The organism is Desulfogranum aggregans (assembly GCF_055398265.1).
Genome location: NZ_AP042447.1, coordinates 2,350,804 through 2,376,374 on the forward strand (window position 1 = coordinate 2,350,804; position 25,571 = coordinate 2,376,374).

Annotated in this window: 24 protein-coding genes; 7 read left to right on the forward strand and 17 right to left on the reverse strand. The window is 52.1% G+C overall.

Annotation, left to right across the window (positions count from 1 at the left end):
- Positions 1–37: 37 nt before the first annotated feature.
- The 6 genes from ACZ52Z_RS10430 to ACZ52Z_RS10455 form a co-directional block, all read right to left on the reverse strand.
- A complete protein-coding gene (locus ACZ52Z_RS10430) occupies positions 38–2,593 on the reverse strand; it encodes a hypothetical protein (protein ID WP_464270678.1) in 2,556 nt (851 codons plus the stop codon).
- Between the two features lie 38 nt (positions 2,594–2,631).
- Complete coding sequence (locus tag ACZ52Z_RS10435) at positions 2,632–4,011, reverse strand: ABC transporter ATP-binding protein (protein WP_464270679.1); 1,380 nt, start codon at positions 4,009–4,011, stop codon at positions 2,632–2,634.
- 27 nt (positions 4,012–4,038) lie between these two features.
- Positions 4,039–4,851, reverse strand: coding sequence for an ABC transporter permease (locus tag ACZ52Z_RS10440; protein WP_464270680.1), 813 nt, complete (start codon positions 4,849–4,851; stop codon positions 4,039–4,041).
- Between the two features lie 468 nt (positions 4,852–5,319).
- Positions 5,320–6,057: an arginyltransferase gene (locus ACZ52Z_RS10445; protein ID WP_464270681.1), complete on the reverse strand. Its 738-nt coding sequence runs from the start codon at positions 6,055–6,057 to the stop codon at positions 5,320–5,322.
- Positions 6,058–6,074: 17 nt separating this feature from the next.
- Entirely contained in the window at positions 6,075–7,424 is a 1,350-nt protein-coding gene (gdhA, locus tag ACZ52Z_RS10450; RefSeq protein WP_464270682.1) for an NADP-specific glutamate dehydrogenase, read from the reverse strand.
- Between the two features lie 16 nt (positions 7,425–7,440).
- Positions 7,441–10,422 carry a PEP/pyruvate-binding domain-containing protein gene (locus ACZ52Z_RS10455; RefSeq protein ID WP_464270683.1) on the reverse strand — a complete coding sequence of 994 codons (2,982 nt, stop codon included), beginning with the start codon at positions 10,420–10,422 and terminating at the stop codon, positions 7,441–7,443.
- Between the two features lie 373 nt (positions 10,423–10,795).
- Between ACZ52Z_RS10455 and extKL the strand changes: the two genes are divergently transcribed.
- Positions 10,796–12,007: a multiheme c-type cytochrome (seleno)protein ExtKL gene (extKL, locus tag ACZ52Z_RS10460; protein ID WP_464270684.1), complete on the forward strand. Its 1,212-nt coding sequence runs from the start codon at positions 10,796–10,798 to the stop codon at positions 12,005–12,007.
- A gap of 54 nt (positions 12,008–12,061) precedes the next feature.
- On the opposite strand, the gene mobA is transcribed toward extKL, so the two are convergent.
- Genes mobA through mqnB form a run of 3 tightly spaced genes read right to left on the reverse strand, consistent with a single transcriptional unit; the run spans position 12,062 to position 14,500 of the window.
- Positions 12,062–13,015 (reverse strand): molybdenum cofactor guanylyltransferase, encoded by a 954-nt coding sequence (mobA, locus tag ACZ52Z_RS10465; protein ID WP_464270685.1) that lies wholly within the window; start codon positions 13,013–13,015, stop codon positions 12,062–12,064.
- A complete protein-coding gene (locus tag ACZ52Z_RS10470; RefSeq protein ID WP_464270686.1) occupies positions 12,997–13,848 on the reverse strand; it encodes a 1,4-dihydroxy-6-naphthoate synthase in 852 nt (283 codons plus the stop codon). Before ACZ52Z_RS10470 ends, mobA begins: the two co-directional genes overlap by 19 nt.
- Positions 13,838–14,500 (reverse strand): futalosine hydrolase, encoded by a 663-nt coding sequence (gene mqnB / locus ACZ52Z_RS10475; protein WP_464270687.1) that lies wholly within the window; start codon positions 14,498–14,500, stop codon positions 13,838–13,840. The genes ACZ52Z_RS10470 and mqnB overlap by 11 nt, the downstream gene beginning before the upstream one ends.
- A gap of 122 nt (positions 14,501–14,622) precedes the next feature.
- Between mqnB and queA the strand changes: the two genes are divergently transcribed.
- Positions 14,623–15,723: a tRNA preQ1(34) S-adenosylmethionine ribosyltransferase-isomerase QueA gene (gene queA / locus ACZ52Z_RS10480; RefSeq protein WP_464270688.1), complete on the forward strand. Its 1,101-nt coding sequence runs from the start codon at positions 14,623–14,625 to the stop codon at positions 15,721–15,723.
- 86 nt (positions 15,724–15,809) lie between these two features.
- Here queA and ACZ52Z_RS10485 read toward each other — a convergent pair whose 3' ends face one another.
- Together ACZ52Z_RS10485 and ACZ52Z_RS10490 are read right to left on the reverse strand one after the other, a co-directional pair.
- Entirely contained in the window at positions 15,810–16,454 is a 645-nt protein-coding gene (locus ACZ52Z_RS10485) for a DUF2959 domain-containing protein (RefSeq protein WP_464270689.1), read from the reverse strand.
- 70 nt (positions 16,455–16,524) lie between these two features.
- Positions 16,525–16,824 (reverse strand): FmdB family zinc ribbon protein, encoded by a 300-nt coding sequence (locus ACZ52Z_RS10490; protein WP_464270690.1) that lies wholly within the window; start codon positions 16,822–16,824, stop codon positions 16,525–16,527.
- A gap of 377 nt (positions 16,825–17,201) precedes the next feature.
- On the opposite strand from ACZ52Z_RS10490, the gene ACZ52Z_RS10495 reads away from it, so the two are divergent.
- From ACZ52Z_RS10495 to rpsA, 5 genes are all read left to right on the forward strand, one after another.
- A complete protein-coding gene (locus ACZ52Z_RS10495) occupies positions 17,202–17,639 on the forward strand; it encodes a Ros/MucR family transcriptional regulator (RefSeq protein ID WP_464270691.1) in 438 nt (145 codons plus the stop codon).
- Between the two features lie 70 nt (positions 17,640–17,709).
- Positions 17,710–18,498, forward strand: a complete 789-nt coding sequence (gene murI / locus ACZ52Z_RS10500; protein ID WP_464270692.1) for a glutamate racemase — start codon at positions 17,710–17,712, stop codon at positions 18,496–18,498.
- Positions 18,491–19,213 carry a LolA family protein gene (locus ACZ52Z_RS10505; RefSeq protein ID WP_464270693.1) on the forward strand — a complete coding sequence of 241 codons (723 nt, stop codon included), beginning with the start codon at positions 18,491–18,493 and terminating at the stop codon, positions 19,211–19,213. The genes murI and ACZ52Z_RS10505 overlap by 8 nt, the downstream gene beginning before the upstream one ends.
- A gap of 182 nt (positions 19,214–19,395) precedes the next feature.
- Positions 19,396–19,983 (forward strand): YfcE family phosphodiesterase, encoded by a 588-nt coding sequence (locus ACZ52Z_RS10510; RefSeq protein WP_464270694.1) that lies wholly within the window; start codon positions 19,396–19,398, stop codon positions 19,981–19,983.
- A complete protein-coding gene (rpsA, locus tag ACZ52Z_RS10515; RefSeq protein WP_464270695.1) occupies positions 19,980–21,143 on the forward strand; it encodes a 30S ribosomal protein S1 in 1,164 nt (387 codons plus the stop codon). The genes ACZ52Z_RS10510 and rpsA overlap by 4 nt, the downstream gene beginning before the upstream one ends.
- 137 nt (positions 21,144–21,280) lie before the next feature.
- On the opposite strand, the gene rlmB is transcribed toward rpsA, so the two are convergent.
- The 6 genes from rlmB to ACZ52Z_RS10545 all read right to left on the reverse strand — a co-directional run bounded on the left by rlmB (position 21,281) and on the right by ACZ52Z_RS10545 (position 25,558).
- Positions 21,281–22,084 carry a 23S rRNA (guanosine(2251)-2'-O)-methyltransferase RlmB gene (gene rlmB, locus ACZ52Z_RS10520; RefSeq protein ID WP_464270696.1) on the reverse strand — a complete coding sequence of 268 codons (804 nt, stop codon included), beginning with the start codon at positions 22,082–22,084 and terminating at the stop codon, positions 21,281–21,283.
- Positions 22,085–22,092: 8 nt separating this feature from the next.
- A complete protein-coding gene (gmk, locus tag ACZ52Z_RS10525) occupies positions 22,093–22,701 on the reverse strand; it encodes a guanylate kinase (protein ID WP_464270697.1) in 609 nt (202 codons plus the stop codon).
- Complete coding sequence (locus ACZ52Z_RS10530; protein WP_464270698.1) at positions 22,694–23,002, reverse strand: DUF370 domain-containing protein; 309 nt, start codon at positions 23,000–23,002, stop codon at positions 22,694–22,696. The genes gmk and ACZ52Z_RS10530 overlap by 8 nt, the downstream gene beginning before the upstream one ends.
- Positions 23,003–23,055: 53 nt before the next feature.
- Positions 23,056–23,937 carry a YicC/YloC family endoribonuclease gene (locus ACZ52Z_RS10535; protein WP_464270699.1) on the reverse strand — a complete coding sequence of 294 codons (882 nt, stop codon included), beginning with the start codon at positions 23,935–23,937 and terminating at the stop codon, positions 23,056–23,058.
- 63 nt (positions 23,938–24,000) lie between these two features.
- The gene (gene rfaE1, locus ACZ52Z_RS10540) at positions 24,001–25,008 is read right to left on the reverse strand and encodes a D-glycero-beta-D-manno-heptose-7-phosphate kinase (RefSeq protein ID WP_464270700.1); all 1,008 of its coding nucleotides are present in this window, start codon (positions 25,006–25,008) and stop codon (positions 24,001–24,003) included.
- A 19-nt stretch (positions 25,009–25,027) separates the two neighbouring features.
- Positions 25,028–25,558 (reverse strand): OmpH/Skp family outer membrane protein, encoded by a 531-nt coding sequence (locus tag ACZ52Z_RS10545; RefSeq protein WP_464270701.1) that lies wholly within the window; start codon positions 25,556–25,558, stop codon positions 25,028–25,030.
- Positions 25,559–25,571: the final 13 nt, after the last annotated feature.

A 25,571-nucleotide genomic window follows, 5' to 3' on the forward strand; every position in this document is an offset into this window, starting at 1 on the left:
TATTGAATTAAGCCTTAATCGTTATTATTCAAAAAAACTAATTATCTAAAAATAAATTCATATGCAGCTTTGCAAAGTTATTATATCCTAAAATATATTCTTTATACTCCTCGATTATGCGCCCTCGCTCAAAAATTGCCTGAGCAATCATCTCTGCGATGACATCAGAGCGATCAGGATAAGGAACAACCAGTCTGGAGTGGAGATAAGGGTGATCTTCAAAAAGGTGAGAATTTGGTCCAAGAAGACAGGGAACGCCTACGGCCAAGCTCTCCAAGGGCAACATAGGTGCACACTCACTCAGGGTTACGTAGAGGTTCAAATCCATCCTGGCCAGGGCCTCTGGCATTTCCTCCTGGGGTACCGGTTCCGCTCTGTGAACCAAGTCGATCCCAAAAAAACGGGCAAACTCAACAGCTCTCTCGTTTTGGCCTACCACATGTACCTTGGCCTGATCCAGCATAGCGGTTGCTGCCAGCATGGCATAGGGGGTTTTTCTCCAGATGGGTGCCAAGGCCCATAGCCCAATATGGGGAGGTTCCTTGAGCGGCCGTATCTTCCCCTCCGGTACTCGTTTAACATAGTTGGCAATGAAGCCGGTCTTTGCCCCTGTCCGCGCCACAGCTTCAGCCATCCCTTTCTTGGCAAAGCCGAGCTTCCTGATCACCCCTTCTTTATGCAACCGGCTCATGGTTAGAAATGCATGCCAGACATAGTCTTCATCGGATTGCAAAAAGCTACTATGCCAAAAAACATATATCTCAACATCCGGTGCTTTTTCCCGAAGCCTTCGCACCAACAATTCATAGGACAGGGGGAAACCGCTGATGAGCACTTTCGTGCACCCAGAGTGCACCAGGAGATCTGCATAACGGCTCGCAGAATATTCATTCAGCTTATCTTCAATAAATAAGCAATGGGAAACAAGATTTTCCGTGGCACTACGCACGCCTCTCCACTCTGGGTGGGTGACGGCTACAACCGCAGGCTGCTCCGCGAGAACAGCAGAAAGCCATTCTTGCTCCTGTTGGGTTGTATACAACTCTTGATCAGTATCACCCTCAACCAGGTCAGAAAGGGCAATCTCCACTCGACCACTTAACGGCGAATAGAGATCAAAGGAATACTCCAGACCATGCACAGTGACAGAAAGAATGCCGCTCCAAGGGTGCTTCATAAACTGAAAACAGCTGGTGGCGGGGACATCAAAGACCGCACGGTCACCGGCAGAAAAGAGCAGTGCAGACTGTTCATCCATTTTTTGCAGGTGCAACGCGCCGGTATGAGATAACTTTTCCCACGCTACCTGAGAAGCGCCGTTCTCATCGGTAATATCAAGCATCCACGCTTCATTTCCTCGGCAATCCTTGTTAGGTATATGCTTTAACCCTATTTCCACTCTGGCCCTTTCTGTGGCCATTTGGCCATCACCATCTATACGGATCTCTTGGCTTTCCGATTGACTCCTTGATGAACCCGTCGCTGCTACAGGGTAACTGCTCTTGTCGATAAGACCCTTTCTGGCTCTCCTCACCTTTTCTGCGAGCCTCCAGGCCAGGGTCTCCTCCATCCGTTTCATTTCATTTTGGAGCTGAGCCTTTTCCTGGCGCAAGCGATCATTCTCGCCTGCCAATGCCGCCTTTTCGCTGGTTACCGCCTCAATACGCTTGCGTACCTGGGCATTATCTTCCTGATAGGCAGCCAGTTTCCTTTGCACCTCCTGGTGTCCGTTGTATACAGAAAGCACCTGTTCAAGATCAGGGAATAAAAAAAAGTTTTTTTCTTTCAAGTAGCGTCGCCCGAGCGCACTTAATCGCGGGATAAACTGTTCATCTTCACCGCGATCACAGGCTGCCATCAAGAGATTCACCGCTTCTCCCACCAAGCCGGCCCCTCCCTCTGCTTCGACCTCACCGCCGGTGTGGTGCTTCAATCCCTTTTCAACAAATCCGTGGGTTGCCTCTAAATAATTTTCAGGAACTATATGGCGCAACCCAAAAGTTTCAATGAGTCGCTCAACGACCCCCTCCGGCTCATTGACCAACTGGTTAAATGAGAGAAAAAGGCGTGAACAGCCGCGGGTCACCCGCTCTGCGGTGAGGCTATGATTCATCCACAGGTTCAGCCCTTTGTTCAAGGAAAAGCCATCCCTCGCCTCTAGTGACCTCGCGACTTCCATGGGATGACGGACCGGCAGGATACAGACCGGCTGGATATCGCGTTCCAAACAGGCCTTTTTCCACAGAGGAAAAAGGATACTAATACGTGGATCTTTGATACTGAACAGCGTTGACTCGGCAAATTCCTGCTCAAGGAATGCTTCCACTTCCTTTTGAAACGGTACTGTATTTTTATGTTGCAGCCAGTTGTGACCACAGAGAAATGGGTCATCCCAACGGGAGCCAAAGTGTTTTAGGATTTCCTCGTTAAGGGCATAAACTCGCTGGTTTTCAAAAAAACCTTTGGGATTGTCAGCCAAGGGTTCCATAAGCTGCTTGCCCAGCTCTACCCCGAGGAGCTTCAACAAACCTGTCAACGCCGAAGTACCACTTCGATGCATCCCAACAACAAAAATACAGGTCTTACCGTTCATCTCGTTGTCTCTGGGCTGAGTAAAGGACACGTCGTTCTTCAATGGTGCTCAGTGGTAATATCAGGAAAGCCAACAAGAGTGGTTAATGCTGTACAATGTTGTACATCATCACCTATAACCCGAAACATAGCTACATCAATCCGGCGATCCATATAAAACTCTCCCTCATCTTCAACACCCAAAACACCTGCATTTAAAAAGTACACATCTGGATAAAAAAGGCATTGAAAAGGAAATCTCACCAAAACCACCTGGCCTTTCTGCATGGCTTCGCACTCCCTTACCGAGGAGTCAGCTGAGCAACCGCAGATCTCCACACCCTTTATGGTCTTGATCAGCATACCAAACTTTACCTTAGTGATACTCCTGTCAAATTTCACCTGGTACGCATAGTAGTACGTCTTCCCATTTTTCAAAATATTGACCAACGTTCCGTCTTCATCTTCCAGTCTCGGGTTGAAGATCGCGGCACCTTTCCGCTCGTACTCTACTATGCTTGCCGGCACCAGGTGCGGGTCGTAATATTCTGATGTTTCTTGGGTGTGCTTGCCTGCCCCCTCTCGATGCCTTTTTTTCTCACCCTGGTTGTTCTCGATCGTTTCGACCTCCTCCAGTTGTAGGTCAAAGCGATTATCCATCATCCGCATTTGCTGTTTCAATTCACCAACCGTTTCTTCAGGCGCATATATCATTTTTTGATATCTTGAAACCACCTGCTTCGGTTCTCCAGCAATAAGCAACTCACCCTTATCCAGCATGAATGCTCGTGAACAAAGCTCAACAATAGATGTGGTTGAGTGGCTGACAAATAAAATAGTGCCGCCGCGTTCCTGAATGCTGTTGATCTTAGCAAAACATTTTCGCTGGAAAGCCTCATCACCGACCGAGAGGGCTTCATCAACGACTAATATTTCCGGTTCAACACTTATTGCCACGGAAAAAGCCAACCTGACAAACATGCCGCTCGAATAGGATTTGACAGGTTGATCTATGAACTCTCCAATATCTGCAAAGGAGAGAATGTCGTCTAACCGCTCCTCAATTTCAACCTGGGTTAACCCCAGTATGGACCCGTTCAAGTGTACATTCTGGCGACCTGTAAACTCAGGATTGAACCCTGCTCCCAGCTCCAGCAATGCCGAGATACGCCCTTGCACATCCACAGCACCGACAGTCGGTTTGACAATTCCACAAATAATCTGCAAAAGGGTAGACTTTCCGCTTCCGTTTCTGCCAACAATGCCAACCGTTTCCCCCTTATGAATTTCAAGAGAAACGTTATCAAGGGCCCGAAAAGCTTGATGATACGTTCGTTCGCTAGGCAGAAAGGTCTCCACCACACGTTGAATCGGCTTGTTATAGAGACGATACTCTTTAGTCAGATTCCGGATCCGTACGGCAACTGCGTCAGATTTCATCGGTGTAACAAATCCCTTCCGCATTGGTTAGAGCACATCGGCAAACTGCGGTTTGAGTTTTCTGAAAACATATGCTCCCAGCACAAAGACTACCCCGGTAAACAGCCAGTAATAAAGTGTATATTTGGGATGGTGCCAAAAAGGGATAAAATTGATAAATGATTCTCTGTAGCCCTGAACAACGTAATAGACAGGATTTATTTTCAACCATTGCTGTACACGCGGCGACATCATGGAAATATCCCAAAATATTGGTGTTGCCCAAAAACCAACCTGCAGTACCAGGGCCACAATCTGTCCGACATCACGTAAAAACACATTCAGGGATGCGAAAATCCAGGAAAAACCAAGAGTTAAAACAGACAAGCAAAACAGATAGTACATAAACTGGACAACGTAAAATCCGATCCCAATATGCTGCAGGAGCAACAGACCAAAGAGGATAATCAGAAATACTCCATGGGTGATCAGGCCAGACAACAGTTTCACCACCGGTAGAATTTGCGATGGAAACAACGTTTTTTTCACAAGTGGTGCATTACCGACAACCGCACCGGTTGACGCCATGAGGGTTTCTGCAAAAAAGAACCATGGCGCCATTCCGGAGGTAAGCCAGACAACAAAAGGCACATCTCCCATCGGCTTGGATTTAAAACCGACGCTGAACACGAACCAAAACACCGATATCATCACTAACGGCTTGATAAAGGTCCAGATAAACCCAAGCAGTGAACCGACATATTGTTCGGCAATCTCCCGCTTGGCCATGGAAAAAATAAGGTAACGCTGCCGGACAAGCAGCGTGATAAACCTTAGAAATCCCTGTAAAAAAGCTACCATTCCTTCTCCTGCCCCATCTTGGAAATAATTCAACGCCTCAAAAACACATAAACCTGACGACGCACATCTCACGACCTGGCAACACATCAACACGGTGCATCAAAATAAGGCCGGTCAGATTGATCAATACCTATAGTAATGGAATTTCGGCTACGCTATCCGGTGAGCTCCGTACCTGCTTCCACTATCGAAGCGATAGGAAAGATCATTACAGATACATGATAAAAATAGGTAACTGCTCACGGGCACCCCACAGAATCTCCCGGTGGTCGCTTACCTGCGAGGAATAACGCTTGACCAAATCCGGAGCACCAGAGAACAGCTACGGTTCGGAGGATAACGATACTGGGGAGTTACCAGCCCGTGTATAGTAACAAAAAAACTGCAGGGGACCAGCATAGGCTCCATCGCACTCTTCAATGCTTTAGAACAAATACCTCTCTTTGCTTGGTTCACGTGGCGCAATAATTATGTCATTTCGATCCACGCCCCATCGATCAGCAACTCATGCGGCCTGAAGCGCTTTTTATAATCCATCCCTTTGAGATCTTTAATCCAGTAGCCAAGATAGAGGTAAGGTATCTTCTGGTACCTGCAAAAATTGACCAGATAGAGAATGTTATAGGTTCCAAGGCTTCTGTCTGCCAATTCCGGATCAAAATAATAGTACACGGCATTGAGCCAGCCGGCAGCGGCATCAACGACTGCCACACCGACGAGCTGATCATCGACCCGGTAACGTATTTCAAAACAGCGGGTGATGCTAGTAATAAAGAACCCGGTGTAATACCCCTCAGCGTGATTATTGCTGTCCGGATAGCGGGTGACAAGAAACTTTTCCAGCAGGTTGAGGTTCTCGCGAGACATGGTCAAGGGGGCGACGCCTGCAGTTACGTCCCTGTTTTTTTTCAACACGCGCCGCTGATTTCTATCGGGTTGGAATCGCTCGGGTCGGATACGGATCGGCACGCACAGCGAACACTGCGGACAGCGCATGTTGTACAGGGTATTGCCGTTGCGCCTATAACCCAGCGACAAAAAGCGCCCCATCATCACCTCATCCATCCAGCCGAAAATCGCCTGGTGATAGACCGCTATCTGCTCAAGCCCGTAAGGGCAACGGGCCGCAATGTCGACAAAGGAGGTATCGATGGCGAGGCCCACCCCTGCTGCAGGAGTAAACGGGGTGTTCTCCCTCTCAACCACAGCCAGCGCAGCCTCTGTCAGACCAGTCCCTGGTCAAGCATCGCATTGACCACATTGACAAATCCGGCGATATTCGCCCCGGCAACATAATTTCCCGGCATACCATACTCTTCCGAGGCCTGCACGCAGGTGGTATGAATACAGTGCATTATCTGTTTTAGACGGGACTCCACCTCCTCCCTGGGCCACTTTAACCGCATGGAATTTTGCGCCATCTCCAACCCGGACACGGCTACTCCGCCGGCATTCGCTGCTTTTCCCGGCCCATAAAGGATGTTGTTGTCAACAAAAATATCAACCGCACTGGGTGAACTCGGCATGTTTGCCCCTTCACTGACCAGGCCGACACCGTTATTGACCATGGTCTGGGCATCTTTGGCATTGATCTCGTTCTGGGTGGCGCACGGCATGGCACAGTCGGCGGCATGCGTCCAGAGCGGATTATAGTCCAGGCCGGGATCTGCCTCCACGTAAATTGCCTGAGGGTACTTTTCGCAGTATTCGCGAATCCGCCCGCGCCTGATATTTTTTATCTCTTTAACATGCTCCAGCTTCTCCCTGTTAATCCCCTCCTCATCAAAAATGTAGCCGGACGAATCCGACAGGGTGAGCACCTGTCCGCCAAGGTCAAGGACCTTTTCCGCAGTAAATTGCGCCACGTTCCCCGATCCGGAGACGAGACAGGTTTTGCCGTGCAGGGTTTCACCCCGGTGCTCGAGCATTTCCGCGGCAAAATAAACCACACCGTAGCCAGTCGCCTCCGGCCGGATCAGGCTGCCCCCCCAGGCGAGACTCTTTCCGGTCAGCACCCCGCTGAACTCATTGCGCAACTTCTTGTACATCCCAAAAAGATACCCGATTTCCCGGGCGCCGACCCCGATATCACCGGCAGGGACATCGGTATCAGGACCGATATGACGGTAGAGTTCTGCCATGAAGGCCTGACAGAACCGCATGACCTCGGCATCGGAGCGTCCCTTGGGGTCAAAATCAGACCCACCCTTGCCGCCACCCATTTGCAGCGTGGTCAGGCTGTTTTTAAAGACCTGCTCAAAGGCGAGAAACTTGATAATGGACAAGGTCACCGAAGGATGAAAACGCAGCCCCCCCTTGTATGGGCCGATGGCTGAGTTCATCTCCACCCGAAAACCTCGATTGACATGCACCTGCCCCTGATCATCCATCCAGGGAACGCGGAACATTATAACCCGTTCCGGTTCGACGACTCGTTCCAGCACTGCCTGCTTGCGAAACTCCGGGTTTCTGTCAAGTACGGGACGGACCGTCTCCAGCACCTCCTGCACGGCCTGATGAAATTCTTTCTGCTCGGGATCCCGCTGGATAATCCGTGCTATTACCTGCTCCATATTCTCTCTCTGCTCCTTACTCCTCAAAAAATCCTACGGCTTCGGATGTAATGCCATCGACTTTCAGGGTAAACGGTGTGCGAAAACGTACATGGCACGTATAGGCCCCATCTGTAATCAATTCCTGCGCATGCAGCAATTCCCAATCGATAAATTCTCGTTTTTCCGGTTCACTTTCCTCAACCTCACCCTGTTCTTGGTTGATCATCAGGTAGGGAATATCCAGGGAAGTAATATTTTGAAAGAAATGCGACCCCTGGGAAGGTTCAGCATTGATACTGCTGTCCTGGATTTCGATAATCGCCGCCACCCCGGAAATATCATTCCATTGCACAGGAATACCGAGCCACGGGTCTGCCGTTCCCCATCTGCCTGGCCCCACCAGGAGAAAAGGCCTGCCCTCCCGGTGCAGCTTGGCATTGATACGTCCTATCTCTTCAGCAATCTTTCTCGTTGCCGCCCGTTCAAAACACGCTGCCTTTACATAAATGGCATCACTGATCGCATGGTAAAGGCCGTGCCCCAGGGATCGGCCGGAGGCGATGATCGCCCTGCTCCGCTCGCGCGGCTGTATGCCGGAAAGCTTCTTCTCCATTCCTGTTACCACAGGACGCACCTGAAGGAAATACAGCTCACTTTTCAATGGATCCGGATGCAGATCCACGGCAAATTCCACTTCCACTTCACACCCCATGCCCTCGCGTGCCAGGCGGATAAGCTCCAGCAGCAGCTGCGGCAGAGGATAGATATCATATTTTAGGATCGGTGCAAAAGTCAGCACCTTGTACCCCGGGAGATCCGTATCCCTGATGCGATCCTCCTGGCTCAAATAGGTTGAACACAACAACCGCACCGGATGTTCGGCAGCCGCTTCACTCAGCTCGCGATGAATAAGGTTGCTGTTGAGGGTGTGGAGGTCACTGTCCCGGCTGCAGTCCAACGCATAAAACCGACGCTGACTGTTTTTCAAGATGTCAGCTACTGTGGAGAACTGGGGCAGGTACTCCGGATATTTTGGAGAAAAACGCAGGCTGCTTTCCCCCTCGACCACGGTCTTTCCAAACCCGACGGCAATATGGGCAATACCTTCTTTGGCCTCCATCTTACCGACCGGATAATAATTATAGGATTGCGCAACCCCGGAGATTGCCGGGTAATAAAAATCTCCATACCGACGACCCACCACCTGCTGAATGATAACGCCCATGGAATCTTCCTGGGTCTGCCCTATGGAGCGAGAAAAAGCCCGCGGCGCCTCAAACCAGGTGGAGGCATATACCAGCTTGACCGCATCAACAAGCTGGGAAAAACGGACCTCGAATGAAGCATGGGTATTGGGCAGCATGTAGGTCTTGTACAAGCCTGCATAAGGGCGGAATTGTGCGTCCTCCAGCATACTTGAAGAACGAACCGACACAGGAAAATTCACCTCCTGCAGGTAGACTCGCAGGTCCTCCACCAGCCAATCCGGCAAATCGGCCTGAAGAAAACGTGCGGCAATGGCATCATCCGGCTCATCGGCCACAGGCTGCAGACGATTGGCATGTATAAAGTCATCAAAACCGGAATTGGCGATAGCACAGGTCTGCGGAATCTTGATCCCATGGGCTGCAAGAACCGGGTTGCCTTTACCCGCCTGATGCAGGACAGAAGACATATAAGCTATCCCGCGAGCCTTGCCCCCCATCGAGCCGCTGCCGATACGAACGAAGTCGGAAATCTTTGGATCAAAGCGAGCCCTGTTGAATTGCGTCACCACGCCCTTTTGCCTCAACTTTCGCAAAGCATGCACCTTTGAGAGAATATCATCCCGCAGCTCCCGGTCATCTGTTATCTGCACAAAGTGGTGCTTGTGCAGGCGCGCCGCCAGGGCCACCTCCGCCCTCGCCATAACCCAGTTAAAAAAATGGTTGTGGTTTGCATGGTAGCGAATGGACTCCAGCGGAATCGTAGGCAGCTCTTTTTCAAATTCATACAGGGTGGAGACACGGCCCACCTGGGTTAAATCAGGCAAACGAAAAACAAAATCTCCAAAACCAAGGTAGCGAAGAAAAAAATCATGAATCTGCTGGTCAATATTAGAAGCATTTTTATCCACAAAAACCGCTGGAATTTCCTCAGCCAGTTCCTGATTGCGCTGATCTGTACTGAGCATCAATAACGGCAAGTCCTTTTTTTCTGATCGCATTTCCTGCAGGAGCAGATAGCCGGAATCATCTTCCAGCCTTCCCTGGCGGGGGAAACGCGCATCGGACATCACTGAAAAAACATACGGCTTATATCGATAAAACAGATCAAGGGCCTCCTCGTAACTGGCAGCAGTGAGGATTTTTGGCCGGGCCCGCATCTTGAGCAGCCGGTGCTGTTCATTGATTCCTTCTCCAAGAACCGACTGGGTCTGCTTGACCAGTTCACCATAGAGCAATGGAAGCAGGCGTGAGCGGTAGACTGGGGAATCCTCCACCAGAATGATAACCCTGACCATGGCTTTTTCCGTATCAAAATCGACATTCTGTTGGTCTTCCACGTTTTTGACAATGGCCAGCAGGATATCGGAATCAAACGTCCACACAAAGCTGTTGTCAATACAGGAAAACATTTCTCCTTCCGGACCGAACATAACGTCACGGTTGGTATGGGAAAGCAGAACGACGGGCACTTTGCGCCGCTTTTGCTTTACCTCGGCACTCAGTGTGCACCCATCCATGCCTCCCAGGTGGGGCATGGTGACAACCAGATCAAACTCCTTCTCCGCCAGAAGCGCCAGCGCCTCTTCACCGGTTGGCACCCGGGTAATCCGCGGCGGCTGGCTCAGGTTGAGCCCAAAGTACTCGTGTATAATCCGGGAGGCCAGGCTCCCATCTTCCTCCATAATATAGGCATCATACGGACTGGAAACGAGCAGTATTTCTCGAACCTTATACCTCATCAGCTCGTGGAAGATCTTAAAATGGGGATCATAGCCGAAGGTGCGGGAGTAGGTTTCCAAATCGGTCATGGGCAGCCTGCGTGTAATTGGTAATACAGAAAGAAACGGCACCTGCAGGTGACAGCACCATGCTGGGTTGCCGCACGGTCGACCTGTGCCGGAATAACATCCTATATTTTCAAGATAATACCATCTGGGGCCAACAACAAATAAACTTTACTTTCACCACAGTGAAGGATAAGAATACTGATAGACGTTTGATACTGGATTTCCACGTACTGCAAGGAGGTGAGCCACCAAAAGAGGAGCTATCCCGTCAAGCATCCACGCGCCTCGCGTTCCATACTCGCCTCGGTCGGTCGATTGTGGCGCCTATGGGCAACACCTGTACCGGAGCACCGCGATGCGCTGGATACCAGAGCCACAAAAAGGAGGAGGAGTCATGAAGGTAACCGTTGCCAGGAAGGTAGGCGTGCTCACGCTTTTTCTTCTGCTTTTCGGAGCTGCCATGGTCGGAGCCAGGGAAGCAGAAACCATTGACGAGCTCGTTGCGATGTTTGATGATAAAAAATGCGCCGAATGCCACGAAGAAATCTACAGCGAATGGCAGGCTTCATGGCATGCCAAGGCGATCAATTCATCCCTTAAAGGCATGCGCAACTTTATTGCTGTCGGTCTGAAAAAGGAATGGAAAACCCCGCTGACCAAAGCCGAAGTCCTCAAGTGCCTGGATTGCCACGCACCGGCCGTCAACTATGCCTCGGAGGAACTGGCTGTTGAAATCGGCAACCTTATTGTCACGGCCTTTGAAAAAAAAGGCTCTGCCGAAGGCGCGAAAGCTTCTCAGGAACTGGCCAAACTCAACGTCGGATGTTACGCCTGTCATAACATCAAGGCAACCGGTGTCGCCCCCGGCCTGCGAGGAAAACCGAAAAAAGACGTTATATACGGCCCCCACGGAGAAGATGGCGACGACTTCCATACCTCCGTTGAGCTGGTGGATATAACAACTTCCGCTTTCTGCATGCAGTGCCACGGAGTCTACAATGCTCCAGATGGGGAAACCATCCAGTGCAATACTCTTTCAGGAAGCTATCGCCACGGCTACCTGGCGGCTGGCGGCAGTAAAACCTGCCAGGAATGCCACCTCAGCAAAGGCCACCTCTTTCCCGGCGGCCATGACCTGGAAACGGTCAAACAGGGGCTGGGATTCAACCTGGAAATTGCTCAATACCAACACCTCCCCGGTCAAATCAAAGAGGTGAAAGATCCCACTGAATGGGTACCGAGTGCCGTTATTACCGCCTTTATTGAAAACAAGGCCGGCCACCGTATCCCGGACGGCTGACTGTGGTCGGGAAAAGTGGTCCTGGAAGTGACCGCAAAAGACGTTGAAGGCAACCAACTGTTTTACAAGGAAAAAAACTGGTTTGAAATCGGCCTGGACCCAGACAGGGACATGCGCTACGGGGCCTGGCAGATAAAAGAAATAATCGACCTGACCCTTCCGCCGCTCCAGACCCAGCGCGAACAGTATCTGGTTCATTTTGATACAGATATCGACGAGGTGATCGTGGAAGCAAAACTCTGGTACTATATCAGTGGCGGCAAGGGGGAGATAGTGCACGAAGAGGAAAAAACGCTGTTCTTTTAAACTCTCCTCCACCACCCGTTCATCCCGCTATCACAGGTGGCAGGATCCTTCCTGTTACCTGTGGGGCGCCAATTCCCTGGGGGTATTCACATTACACCAGCATTGCCGAAGCGCAACCGGCGGCTGGGGAGTGAATATCCCCTCGGCATCCCGCAGTCGATTAATCCGCAATGATCCCTGGGCGGCAATGCTCTCCACCGCGCCCCGACAGCGAAAATCATAATACGCCAGTAACGGCTCAACCCTGCCTCGGCCTTCGAGATCGGGAAGGATTGCCCGCCTGCCGATCCCTCGCTGATCAAGCAGCCACTGCAGAGCAGCCTCGTTCATCAACGGCAGATCGCAGGCAACGACGAGCCACGCCACATCCGAACGCCACCGAAGCAATGCCAGAATGCCGGCCAATGGACCGGCCAGCCCTTCCGCATCCTTCACCCGCTGCAAATGGCTCAGGGAGGACGGCAGGACCCCTTCCCCGGAGATGACAACCTGAGCAACCTTGGAACTCAGCACCTCTACTGCGCGCTCCACCCAGGTTGCACCGTTGCGGCGAATCAGATGCTTGGCCCTTCCCATTCTGCGGCTTTTGCCGCCGACGAGTACGCACCCCCACACCGGTGGCCGGGCCCACTGATCATCCAGCCAGCCGGCGACCTGCTCTCCCAGAATGTGAACATCGGCCATTCCGCATGGCTGCGTCCAAGGCAGGCCATGCGGCAGCACCCTGTATTTTTCCACCCACAGGTGCGCAAAGGGAAGTCTTTTCGGACTCTTCACCACAACCGCTGCATACCGCTGACAGAGGTCGCAAATGGTCTCCTCCAAGGCGACGTTGCACGGTTCATTCAAGGAATAGACGCGGGCATCCACCTGCTGCTGCCCCAGTTCCTGCTCAAGAGCCGCTGTCCATGCCGTTCGATCCGCTGCCGAGCCGCCGCAGAGACCGATAACCGGCAGGTGCGCCAGTCCACGCCGAGACTGTTCGTCCTTTAACGGAAGAGCTTCCATTCACCTTTTTCCGGATGCGCAAACAGACCCGCCTCAACGCCACGGTGCAGTAGTGCTTCAACCGCGGCGACACCTTCATCTCCCAGTTCCAGGGAAAAAGGATTAACGTAGAGACCGATGTGGCTCTGCACCACTTCATCGGCCAGCTCCTGGGCGTGCTTTTGAATATATGCGCTGCACTCCGACGGGTTTTCCATCGCATAGCGCAGGCTGGCGCGGATAGCCTCATCCAGCTCAGTGATCACTCCAGGCGACAAGCTCTTTCGCGCGGCAATGCACCCCAACGGAATCGGCAGGCCTGTAGTTTCTTCCCACCATGCACCCAGATCCTGCACGCACTCCAGGCCATGCTCCTGGTAGGTAAACCTGCTCTCGTGAATAATCACCCCTGCGTCAACCTTGCCCGCAATCACGGCGGGAATAATCTGCTCAAATCGCATCACCTCGAACTGCGAGCTCTCTGGAGCATACAACTGCAGGAGCATGGCAGCGGTGGTGAATTCACCGGGAATGGCTATTTTCCAGTCCTTGAGTGCAGGCCCCTTGGGAAGCTTACCGGTAATCAACAGCGGACCGCACCCCCTCCCCAAAGCAGCACCGGAACGCAACAACACATAGCGGTCAAGCAGATGGCCCAGAGCATGAAAAGAAAGCTTTGTTATATCAAGCCGTCCCTCCATGGCCCAACGGTTCAACGTTTCCACGTCATCCAGAACAGGAGGGGCCAGACGAAAAGCAGAACACGGTACCTGCCCGTGTACCAGCCCGTAAAAAATAAAGGTATCATTGGGGCATGGAGAGTACCCAATGGTCAATGGTCGGTTACTGCTCATCAAAGCCTCCTTGGACGACAGCTGCGGCGGCCTTGCCGCAGAGAGTTGCCGCTTCCCGTATTTTCCAGTTCTTCCGGTTCCTCTCTTCCACCAGGTTGGAGACGCACCGCATCTCCAGCATGGGCAGGGAAAACTCTTCACACACCCGCGCCGCTGCCGCCCCTTCCATATTCTCGCACAATCCATGGTAGCGGTCTGCCAGCATCTGCCCCCTGCGCGCCGTTGCACTCACACCATTTACGGTTACAAAGGTCCCGGTGCGATATGGCCACTGATGCTGTTCAAGAGTGCAACATGCCTGTTTGAGCACCCGACGGTCCAGGAGGAATTCTCGCCTGGTGTCTGCACCAACAGCGTCAAAAGGCTCAACCCGATCATCGTAGCAGATGCCGAAATCGCCCAGATACTCCTTCTCGGCAAGGCACAGATCGAGTATACGGGCACTGTTCCGGGGAGTGACATAGGCCCCGGCAATTCCCACATTTATAACCAGACGGACAGTGTCATCACAGGAACTCAGGTACCGGGTCAGCCTGATTGCCGTTTCCACAGGACCGACGCCGGTAATGAGGGTGCGGATACCACGGGTACCGTTCAGATATTGACAACAGGCCTTCATCTCCAGTTCGGTTGCAGCAGTAATCAGGTACATAAGGGGCTCTCTGAACGACAGACGGCACAAGACTTTTTTGGCAATGTATAGTAGGCTACCCTGCCTTGCAAGGCAGCTGCAGCTGTATTCCACCAATCTTTACCCTTTTCTCTGATCATTTTATGCACGACCTATCCTATCGGTTGGAAGATTACGATTATCATCTTCCTCTGGAGCGTATCGCCCAGCAGCCGGCCGAACAACGCGACCAGAGTCGCCTGCTGGTGCTGGACCCGACAACCCCTGACATCCTCCACCGGAAGTTCACCGACATACTCGACTATCTCCTCCCGGGTGACCTGATTATTGCCAATAATACCAGGGTATTTCCTGCACGAATCCTGGGAAAGAAAACCACCGGTGGGCGGGTGGAGCTTTTTCTCCTTGAGTTGCCACAGCCCTGTCCACACCAATCACCTGGGCAAAACTGGCAGGAGGCAACAGCCCCGGCGCTGCTCAAAAGTTCCAAACGGCCCCGTCCTGGCAGTACCCTGCTCTTCAGCCCCACTCTCGAGGCAACCGTTGAGAGCTACCAGGAGGACGGTACGGCCCTCGTCCGACTCCGCTACCGTCCAGCAACAGGGAAAGATCTTGAATCAGTCCTCAATGCCAATGGCCAGGTCCCTTTGCCGCCCTATATCCATCGCGAGCAGGGATCTACTCGAGAGGATGCATCCCGATACCAGACAACGTATGCCTGCCATACAGGCTCTGTCGCCGCGCCTACGGCCGGTCTGCATTTCAGCTCTTCACTGATAGACGCCATTCGAACCAGGGGGATACTCCTGGAACACATCACGCTGCACGTCGGCTTCGGAACCTTTGCGCCTGTGCGCGCAGAAGACATTCGCCACCATACCATCCACAGGGAGTACGTGACAGTCTCCGCAGCCACGGCAACAGCCGTCAATGCGGCGAAAAAACGAGGAGCAAGGATATGGGCGGTGGGGACGACATCAGTACGAACCATTGAACATGCAACGGACAAGGAGGGCCAGGTTCACCCCATCAACGGAGTGTGCGATCTGTTTATCTATCCCGGCTACCGTTTTCGCACGGTGGATAACCTGATCACCAATTTCCATCTGCCGAAATCTTCTCTCCTGTTTCTGGTTTCAGCACTTGCAGGTAGAAAACGCATCCTTCAGGCCTATGAGGAGGCAGTTTGCAGGGGATATCGGTTCTTTTCCTATGGAGATGCAATGGCAATCATAACCAGGTGAGCGAGACAGAGCGTGGAGCACTGGTGCGAAAAACGGTTCTCCAACCGGCGAGCAAAACAATATCCCCTTAACCGTCAGGGAAGGAGCTACCCCATTCTCAGTTTGAGGATAAATTGATCGGCTTCACGAATGGAAGCCTCCATCTCGCGAACCAGACGGGCTACATCCTTTTCCAGACTGAGCAACTCTCCCTGAAGTGCTGCGATAGCCCGGGCGTTGAGGTTGTGTTTCAAGTAGAGCACCTGGTCATGAAAGACGGTCAGGACAGGTTGAATTTTTTCTTCCGCCCGCTTCATCGCCTGGAGCAATCGCTTATACTGGGTCCGGGTCTGCTCCAGCTTTTGTTGGCTATCGCGTCGCAGCGCATCACTGGAATACAATCCCAGTTCCTGCTCCCATTCATCAAACAACGCCTCGGCCACCGATTCAACATCGGCAATACGGCTATGGACAGCGTCGGCCTTGTCTTTACTTTCGTCATAGGCGGCTTTGAGAACATCATACTGTTCCTCAAGGTCCCCGCCATCGACATTCACCACACTGGCAAACTGCTCATAGGCCGACTCAAACTGCTGCTTGGCCTGCTCCTGGGCATCCCGTGCTTCACCAACACGATCTACCATAATATCTCGTTTGTGCACCCCGAACTGCTCCATAGTGGAGTAGTAAGCAGATGAGCAGCCGGTGAGAAACACCAGCAACACGAGCGGCAACGACGTTATTTTTTTCATGGCATTATCCTTTCAACTTGCCCGTGATCAATGATCCCGGGCATGGCTGGTCGGAGCGTGTGTAGGCAAATCAGGAACTGGCTGAAGCAGCGGGACAGCTTTTGCAGGACTCTCCAGTCTGGCAGGGGGGCGGCGTGGAGGAGGCTGAAGGGGAAGGCTTGGAGGAGCCATTTTTTCCGTTACCGCCGCTCCCTCCGCTATAGCCGTCGGCATACCAACCACCGCCCTTGAGCTGGAAAGAACTCATGGAAATCAACTTTTTGACAGGACCGCCACATTCAGGACAGACAGAAAGGGGATCATCAGTCATTCGCTGTTGTACCTCTAAAATCTTCTTGCATTGTGGACAATCATACTCGTAAACAGGCATCGTACTACCTCTGTGGTAAAAATGGTAAAGATAATATAGTATTCCCCATTCATGGATTATTTGACGGGTCCAATAGTAATGATTCCCCTGCCCCCTGTCAACCTCCCCCTCGGTTTTACATCTTCCACCCACCACATACGGATCACCATCTACCGCCCCGTGAGCATGTGAAGAGGGAGAGATACTCCACCGACCGATAGAGGCGCCCCGATTTTTCCAAACCAAATAAAGAATTCTTCAAAAAAAGTATAGAATATGGTGATGCCTGCGAAAAAAATTTGCTTTGTTGTCCTACATGTTCTATCGTTGCCCCTAACACTATACAGTTATTCGCCACAGAATATATTTACCACATCATAAGAATCAAGGAGTACCTCATGAGTAAATCACTGGTTGAGATGACTGCTGAAATTATTCAGTCACAAATCAGCAGCAAAGAAATGTCCACCGATGAAATAAAGGACGCTCTTCAAGATACCTTCAACACGCTTAAATCGCTGCAAGAAGTGGAATCCTCCGCCACTGATTCCATTGCAGAGGAAAGCGGCCCGGTAATGGAGCCTAAAAAATCCATCCAGAAAAATAAAGTAGTCTGTCTTGAGTGCGGCCAGGAATTTAAGATGCTCTCTCCAAAACATCTTAAATCACACGGACTCACCCCAAGAGAGTACAGGAAAAAATATGGATTTTCCGCTCGACAACCGCTTTGTGCTAAGTCCCTTTCAGAAAGGCGCTCCAAATCAGGGAAAGAACGTGGACTCCCTCCCAACCTGCGCAAGGCCATAGAAGAACGCACCAAGAGAAAGACCAAGTAATCCACGTAACCGCTCCCCCTCCTTCGTCTATGGCGGAAGGAGGGGCCTATCCACTTTTTCCCCACAGCACATGATCGGCATTTTTGACTCCGGCCTCGGCGGAATGACAGTAACCCGCGCCATTGAGCAGCTCTGTCCGGAATACCCCCTGCTTTATTTCGGAGACCTTATACACACCCCTTATGGCTCTAAAAGTACCGAAGCCCTTATTACCTATGCCATCCGCAACACCGAATTTCTGCTTTCCCAAGGCGCACAACTGATCGTCATTGCCTGTAATTCGGCGGCCAGTATTGCAGGAAACGCCTTGCGCCAACATTTTTCCTGCCCCATTATTGATGTGATTGAACCTGCGGTTGCCAAAGCCGTTGAAGTGAGTCCGGGCGGCAACATCGGAGTCATCGGCACCCATGCGACTATCAAATCAGGCGTATACCAAACAAAAATACATGCTCGTCGCCCAGGGTGTACCGTCAATGCCGCAGCATGCCCGTTGCTCGTTCCACTGGTAGAAGAGGGGTGGCTTACACGAAGAGAAACCAAAATGATCGTTAAAAAATACCTGCACCCTCTTCGCTCTCATCAGGTCGACACCCTTATTCTGGGCTGTACACACTACCCCCTACTCAAAGAAATAATTATCCCTCGCATCGGTAAACGGGTTCATCTGGTCGATTCCTCCACTGAAACAGCCCTCTTCCTCCAACATTTTCTGGAGCAGAATCCTGCGCTGCAGCAGGAATTGCAGGCGACGCCTGCCGACAATCGGTTTTTTGTTTCCGATCTGCCCGTCCCCACCCAATCATTGGCCCAGGCTATTTTCAACCGTCCCGTCCATCTGGAAAAAGTCCATGTATAACGTCCCGTCCCTGCTCAGTCGCTGCGCTCTGGTTCTCATCCTGCTGGCCCAGGTTTCGCTGCGCCCCGCAGCAGCTTCCGCCTTGACAGAGGAGGCGCTCCGTATCCAGGATACCTATCAACACCTGTCAAGCATCCGCTTCACCTTTCAGCAACAGACGGCCACCAGTGGTCGAGTAAGGAAAGGAACAGGAGAAGCCGTTTTTGTCAGGCTGCCGGAACACCAGGAACAAGCCCCCCAGACCAGCAGCACCATCATGCGCTGGAACTACAGTGAGCCTGCAGAACAAATCATTCTCAACACAGGCAAGGAACTGTCGGTATATACGAAAAATGACAACCAGCTTATCATCACCTCAACCGAGCAATTGGAATCAGACATAACTCTTGCCCTGTTTGCAGGAAAGGTTGATCTCACCGACACCTTCCACATCGTCGATCAACAACCGGCAGGTTCAACCGCCCCCCTCTCATCAGCTCGGCAGCCATTGGAGCTTATTCCGCAAAAACCGCACTCGCAACTCCAGCGCCTGCGCATCTGGTACTCAGCGGACTACCTCATTGAACAGCTCGCAATGGAGGACCACTTCGGTTCAGTAACCACCATTGTCCTGACCAACATACAGCTTAACACCGTCGACACCACCGACGACCAGCAACTGGAAAATATTCTGCACATGGACATTCCTCCGGAAACGGAAATCATTCGCCAATAGTTGCGACAGCACAGGAAACGAGAGGATGCACAGACCACGCTCTCAGTTGGCTTTCTCTTAAGAAAGGGGTTGCTCAACCTGCACAAGCAGGGTAAAGATGGATACGTTTTTTCATACTTGATACTGCTCTCTTCCTCCGTGATCAAATCCTACGTGCCCATCGGCTATTGTTGCCCCCGTTCATGCTTTTAGCCATCCTTTCCGACAGCCATGACCAGATTATCCATCTCCGACGGGCAGCAGAGTTTGCTGAAACATCGGGTGCGCAGGCCCTCATTCATTGTGGAGACCTGATCTCTCCCTTCATGCTGCAACACCTCTCATTGTTTACCGGGGAAATCCATCTCATCTATGGGAACAATGGCGGCGACCACCATCTGATCTCGTCGAGATGTACAACATCTTCTGGAAAAATACACCATCATGGAGTGTTCGGTGCTTTGGAATTAGGCGGGGTGCACCTTGCTTTTCATCATTACCCTGACATCGCCAAAGGTCTTGCTGCCAGCGGCCAATATGATGTTGTCTGCTGTGGCCACAATCACCGTTGCGAAATACAGTGGATTAATAACTGCCTGCTGGTCAATCCTGGCGACCTGCTGGGCAAGGATACACCACCAGGGTTCCTTCTCCTTGATACAGAGACCCTGGTTGCCGACCACGTGGTAGTCGGTGACCCAATAAATTTTGACAGCCTTTTCACCCCACTATCAACAACCTTGAACGACCATGTTTCACAATTAACTGGCAACCTACGGAAAGCACCATGAGTGACGAAAAATTTACAGATCTTTTTCAGGCGAAAACCGTTTCCCGTTCCGCTCTCAAACCAGGCGACCGAATGCAGGCTGTGGTTGCCGCCATCAGCGGTGAGAACATCTTTCTGGATGTCGGCAAAAAAAGCGAAGGGGTACTCAATGCCGCTGAGATGAGAGATGAAAATGGAGAACTCACCGTAGCGGTCGGTGATACCATCGAGGTCTTCCTCCTTTCCAGCCGAGGCGGTGAGATGACCTTTACCACCCGGATCGGCTCTGGCCATGCCTCTTCTCAGGAACTGGAGGATGCCTTTCACTCCGGCATACCGGTAGAGGGGAAAGTACTCGAAGAGATCAAAGGGGGGTTCAGCGTCTCGGTTGCCGGACAGCGCGGGTTTTGCCCCTATTCGCAGATGGACATACGGCGGATCGAAAATCCTGAGGATTACCTTGAAGCTACCCTCTCCTTTAAAATCATTGAATTCGGCAACAGAGGGAAAAATATCATCCTTTCCGCCCGTGCCCTGCTTGAAGAACAACGTCAGGCCGCACGAGAACATTTACAGGAAACCCTCGCCGAGGGGATGCAGGTCTCTGGAAAGGTCATGTCCATACGGGATTTTGGAGCATTTGTCGATATCGGCGGTGTAGACGGCCTGATTCCCGTCTCCGAACTCGCCTGGGGACAAACAGACCGGGTTGAAGATGTTGTCCAGATCGGCCAACAGGTTGAAGTGGTGCTCAAACGGATTGACTGGGAAAACGATAAAATCTCCTTGAGCCTTCGCGAAACAATGCCAGATCCATGGAGCCAGGTAAACGAAAGGTACCCGGTGGGAAGCACGCATATGGGGAGGGTTGCCCGGCTGGCGGCCTTTGGCGCCTTTATCACCCTTGAACCGGGAGTGGACGGGTTACTCCATATCTCGAAAATGGGAAGTGGTAGAAAAATCAACCATCCCAGGGAGTTGTTTGAGGCCGGTCAGGAAGTGACCGTTAAAATTGATGGCGTGGACGAGGAAAAGAAACGCATATCCCTGGTACCGGATGACTACGAAAAGTCAGATGACCAGGATCGGGAAGCGGTTACCCGAAAAATTGCCTCTCCACCCCAGTCTATGGGAACCTTAGGCGACCTGCTCAAGGCCCAGATCGACAAAGGGAAAGGGTAATCTGCCAACCGATCCCTCCTGCACATGAAGCAGGCAACCGGAAGCATCATGCAATCCTTGCACGCAGCCGGTTGCCCGCTATGATACCCCTCGTCCAGCTTCCCAAAAAACAGCACAGCTCCCGGCGGTTTTCTTGATTATAGCCGCGCCCGCTCCTGACGCCGCATTTCAAACATGATCACCGCTGCAGCGACCGAGGCATTGAGCGAGTTAAAATTTCCATCCATGGGGATGGTTACCAACTGATCACACTGCTTCTGTACCAGCGGTCGTATCCCCTTGCTTTCACTGCCGATGACCAGACAAAGGGGACCGGAAAAATCAGCCTCGTAAAGGGAAACCGCGTCCTGTTGCCCGGCAACCGCGCCAAAAACCCAGAACCCTGCAGCTTTCAACTTTTGCAACGCATCTGTAAGATTAGAGACCTGGCAGATCTGCAGGTGTGCCACGGCGCCTGCTGAAATTTTTGCAGCCGTTCCCCCCAGGGGAGCACTCCGTTCGCGGGTAAGCAGCACATGGTGAAAGCCGGCAGCAAGGGCAGAGCGCAGGATGGAACCAAGATTATGCGGATCCTGAAGGGAGTCGAGCACAAGGACACTGCAGGGCGCATGTTCCTGTTGCTGCTGCAGCATGGAGAGAAAGTCTTCCAGGGGCACAAGCTCTGTTGCGGCAAGGCGTGCAACCACCCCCTGGTGTGCACATTTTTTTGGAACTCCAAGGCGCTGCGGGTCAACAAACCGTAGTTTAACCCTGTGTTCCCTGGCCATATCCACCAGTTGCTGAATCCGGGCCCCTGCCTTGCCTTTCTGCACACTGACCTCGGCTACCGTACCCGGCCGAGAGGTCAAGGCTTCGAGCACCGCGTTAATTCCCCAAATAAAATCTGATTCCGGGTTCAGCCGGTGGTTGGTTGCCGAACGGTCCTGAATGCCGCCTTTCATTTGCGCCGTCACCGTACCGTATTCAGCACATTGTGCAGACGATCGGCTCGATACCGGCAACGCTCTGCGATGATAATACTCTTCAGGCTGGCAACGGCCTCGTCAAGCACATCATTGACAATCAGGTAGTCATACCGGGAAGCAGCCTTCATTTCTGTTGTAGCGTTGCGCAGCCTGAGTGCGATGGTGTCGTCATCCTCTGTCCCCCTTCCACGCAGTCTCCTCTCCAGCTCGGCCATAGAAGGCGGTGCAACAAACACGCTCACAGGGGAAGCCTTTTCCATGACCTGCTCAGCCCCCTGAACATCAATATCCAACAGGACATCCTGGCCAAGCTGCTGCAGTCGTTCTACTTCGTTTCTGCTGGTCCCGTAGTAGTTACCATGTACCTCGGCCCATTCAATAAAAGCGGATGGCTTCCGGTTCCGCATATCCAGAAAACGCTGCGGGGTCACAAAATAATAATGGTGCCCATCCTGTTCCTGGCCGCGTGGTGACCGGGTAGTGTGTGAAATGGAAAAAGCCAGATTAGGCAGCTCACCCATGACCCGCCTCAACATGGTCGTCTTCCCGCAACCGGAGGGAGCGGACACAACAAGCAGCATGCCCTCACTCATCTCTGCCCTCCTGCTGCTGACGATCAAGCAGGGAAAAAGGGGTCCGTTGCTCAACATCCAATGCTGCAAGTCGCTGATTAATGGTGTCGGGTTGGACCGAGGACAACACCAGGTGCCCGGAATCCAGAATGATAATTGCTCTGGTCCGGCGCCCCTCGGTGACGTCGATAAGTTTCTTCTCCACCCGGGCATCTTCCTTTAATTTACGAATTGGCGAAGAACCGGGATTGACCACCGCGACAATACGGCTGACTTTCAATGCATTGCCGAAGCCAATGTTCACTAATCGCATACTTTCCATATTTAACTCAATGACCGGCCAGGGAGAGGAGAAGAGGCAAAATCCGACAGGACCTACTCAAGATTCTGTACCTGTTCCCGTAATTTTTCGATCTCATTTTTCATCTCCACCCCCAGGTGAGCAATATCGGCGTTGGCAATTTTTGAGGCCAGAGTATTCACCTCGCGGAGAAACTCCTGCAACAGAAAATCAAGACGCCTGCCAACCGGCTCATCACTTCCAAGGAAGGCCTTAAACTGCTCCACATGACTGCTCAGCCGCACCAGCTCTTCGGTGATATCGCACTTATCGGCAAGGATTGTAGCCTCCTGTGCCAGGCGGCTCTCATCTATCTGCACGCCTTCAAGCAGCGTCTGCAGTTTTTGTTTGAGATCTTGGTGTCGCTGAGCTAAAAGCACCGGCGCATTGTTCGCTATTGTACCGACAATGTTATGAAAATCATCCAAGCGCTGCAGCAGCTCCTTGTGTAACGCCATCCCCTCCTGCTCACGCATGCGATTGCATTCGCTTAGCGCCTGGTTGAGTGCTGCAGCAACGAGCTCCCATTCCTCATCCACATCAGGGGGTAACTCCTCCTGGGTAATGATATCGCGCATGGTCAACATATCGGCAACAGTTATCGTACCATCAAGCTGATAGTCCTCAACCAGTTGCTTGAGGCAGCGATGGTACTGACCGGCCGCGGCCTGATCAACAATTAACTGGGGAGTGGCCGCTGACTGTCCCTGCACCGCAAGGACAACATCCACTCTCCCGCGCTCCAGATGCTTTGCGACCTGTTTTTTCACGGCCTCTTCAAAACCGCTAAAAGGGCGTGGAATGACGACCCGTTGGTCGAGAAAACGATGATTAACCGTCCTGACCTCCACCGTCCATGTTCGCACATCGGCCGAGGCTTCCCCCCGGCCAAATCCAGTCATGCTGCGCAGCCCCATCTTTTCTCCTTGTCCACTCACCACAATTTATCGTTATCGCAAAGGTGACGCTTAAACGGTCTATCAAGAAACCCGGCTATTTTGCGGCAGACTGCTTTCCAATTCAGTGGCAGTGACGCAGGCTGTCCCTACCTTGCCCACCACAATTCCTGCTGCGTAGTTGGCCAGCACAGCCGCCTCTTCCATGGAACAGCCGGAGGCCAATCCAAGAGCAAGGGTAGCGGCAACGGTATCTCCAGCGCCGGTAACATCATACACTTCTTTGGCCATGGTAGGGATGGTGACCAGAGGCTGCCCCTGTTGCAGCAACGCCATACCTGCCTCTCCACGGGTAATCAATACTGCTTCGCACCCTATATCTTCCAGGATATGGTGTGCTGCCGCCAAGAGGGTATGCTCATCATGAATATCGATACCGCTCATCAGTCCCGCCTCATGATGGTTGGGAGTAATCACGGTAGCCCCGACAAAACAGTGCATATTGGAAGGTTTGGGGTCGACGATCAGAGGAAGCTTTTTTCCATGCTGCTTTTCAACACCCTCTATGATGCGGCGCAAACGAATCATCAGCTGTTCATTGACCACGCCCTTGGCATAATCTGACACCATGATCGCATCAAAGCTCCCCACATGTTGTTCCAGATAGGCAAGCAGCTGATTCAGTGTCGCCTTGGAAGGCTCACCAGTATGTTCACGGTCAAAGCGGACTACCTGCTGGCCTTGGGCAACGACTCTGGTTTTCACCGTCGTTGGCCGCTTCCCGCATACAATTCCATCGGTTGCAGCACCCAGCTCAACAACCAATTCCCGGATCTGGTCCCCCATGGAATCGGTACCGATAAGTCCGCAGATGGTCCCCTTGCCTCCCAAGGAAATAATATTTCTCAAGACGTTGGCGCTGCCGCCGAGCAGCAGTTCTTCCCTCTTGACATTGACTACCGGCACCGGGGCTTCAGGCGAAATGCGGGTCACCGATCCCCAGATGAAGTGGTCGACGATAATATCGCCTATAACCAATACCCGCGCACCGGAAACCCCCCTGACCAGGTCACGTAAGGCGTGTGATGACATCTCCCTGGTTGTCCGTTGTCTACTTCATGGCTTTGTTCAGTGCCTTGGTCACGCTTGCGGTGATATCTGCGCTGTCCTCGGCATAAAGAATTACGTTGTGTGGAAGTACCAGGGTGTACCCTTGCTCCTTGGCCACGTCCTTTACCACATTCTTCAGCTCCTGGAGGATGGGTTCAACCTTTTCTCCACGCAGTTGTTTGAGTTCCAGTTGCGCGTCTTCCTGCTTCACTGCCAGGTCCCGGCGCATCTTCTGGAACTCGATCCCTTTTTCCTGCTTCATTTCATCGCTCCAGGCAGAGCTTTTTTTCTCAATTTCCTGCTGCAGGGCCACCAAAGCGTCCTGATCCTTTTTAAAGCCAGCCTGCAGCTCCTCCATTTTCTCGGCAACCGCTGCCTGCGCATTTTTGCCAGCTTCGGAACTTGCCAGCACCTGCTGCATGTTGATGAAACCGATCTTTGCCTCTGCAGCCGTTGCATTGCCTGTTCCAGTGAAAACAACTGCCCACAGGGATACCGCACACCATACACTTATCTTTTTAATTTTACTCACAACTTTCTCCTTA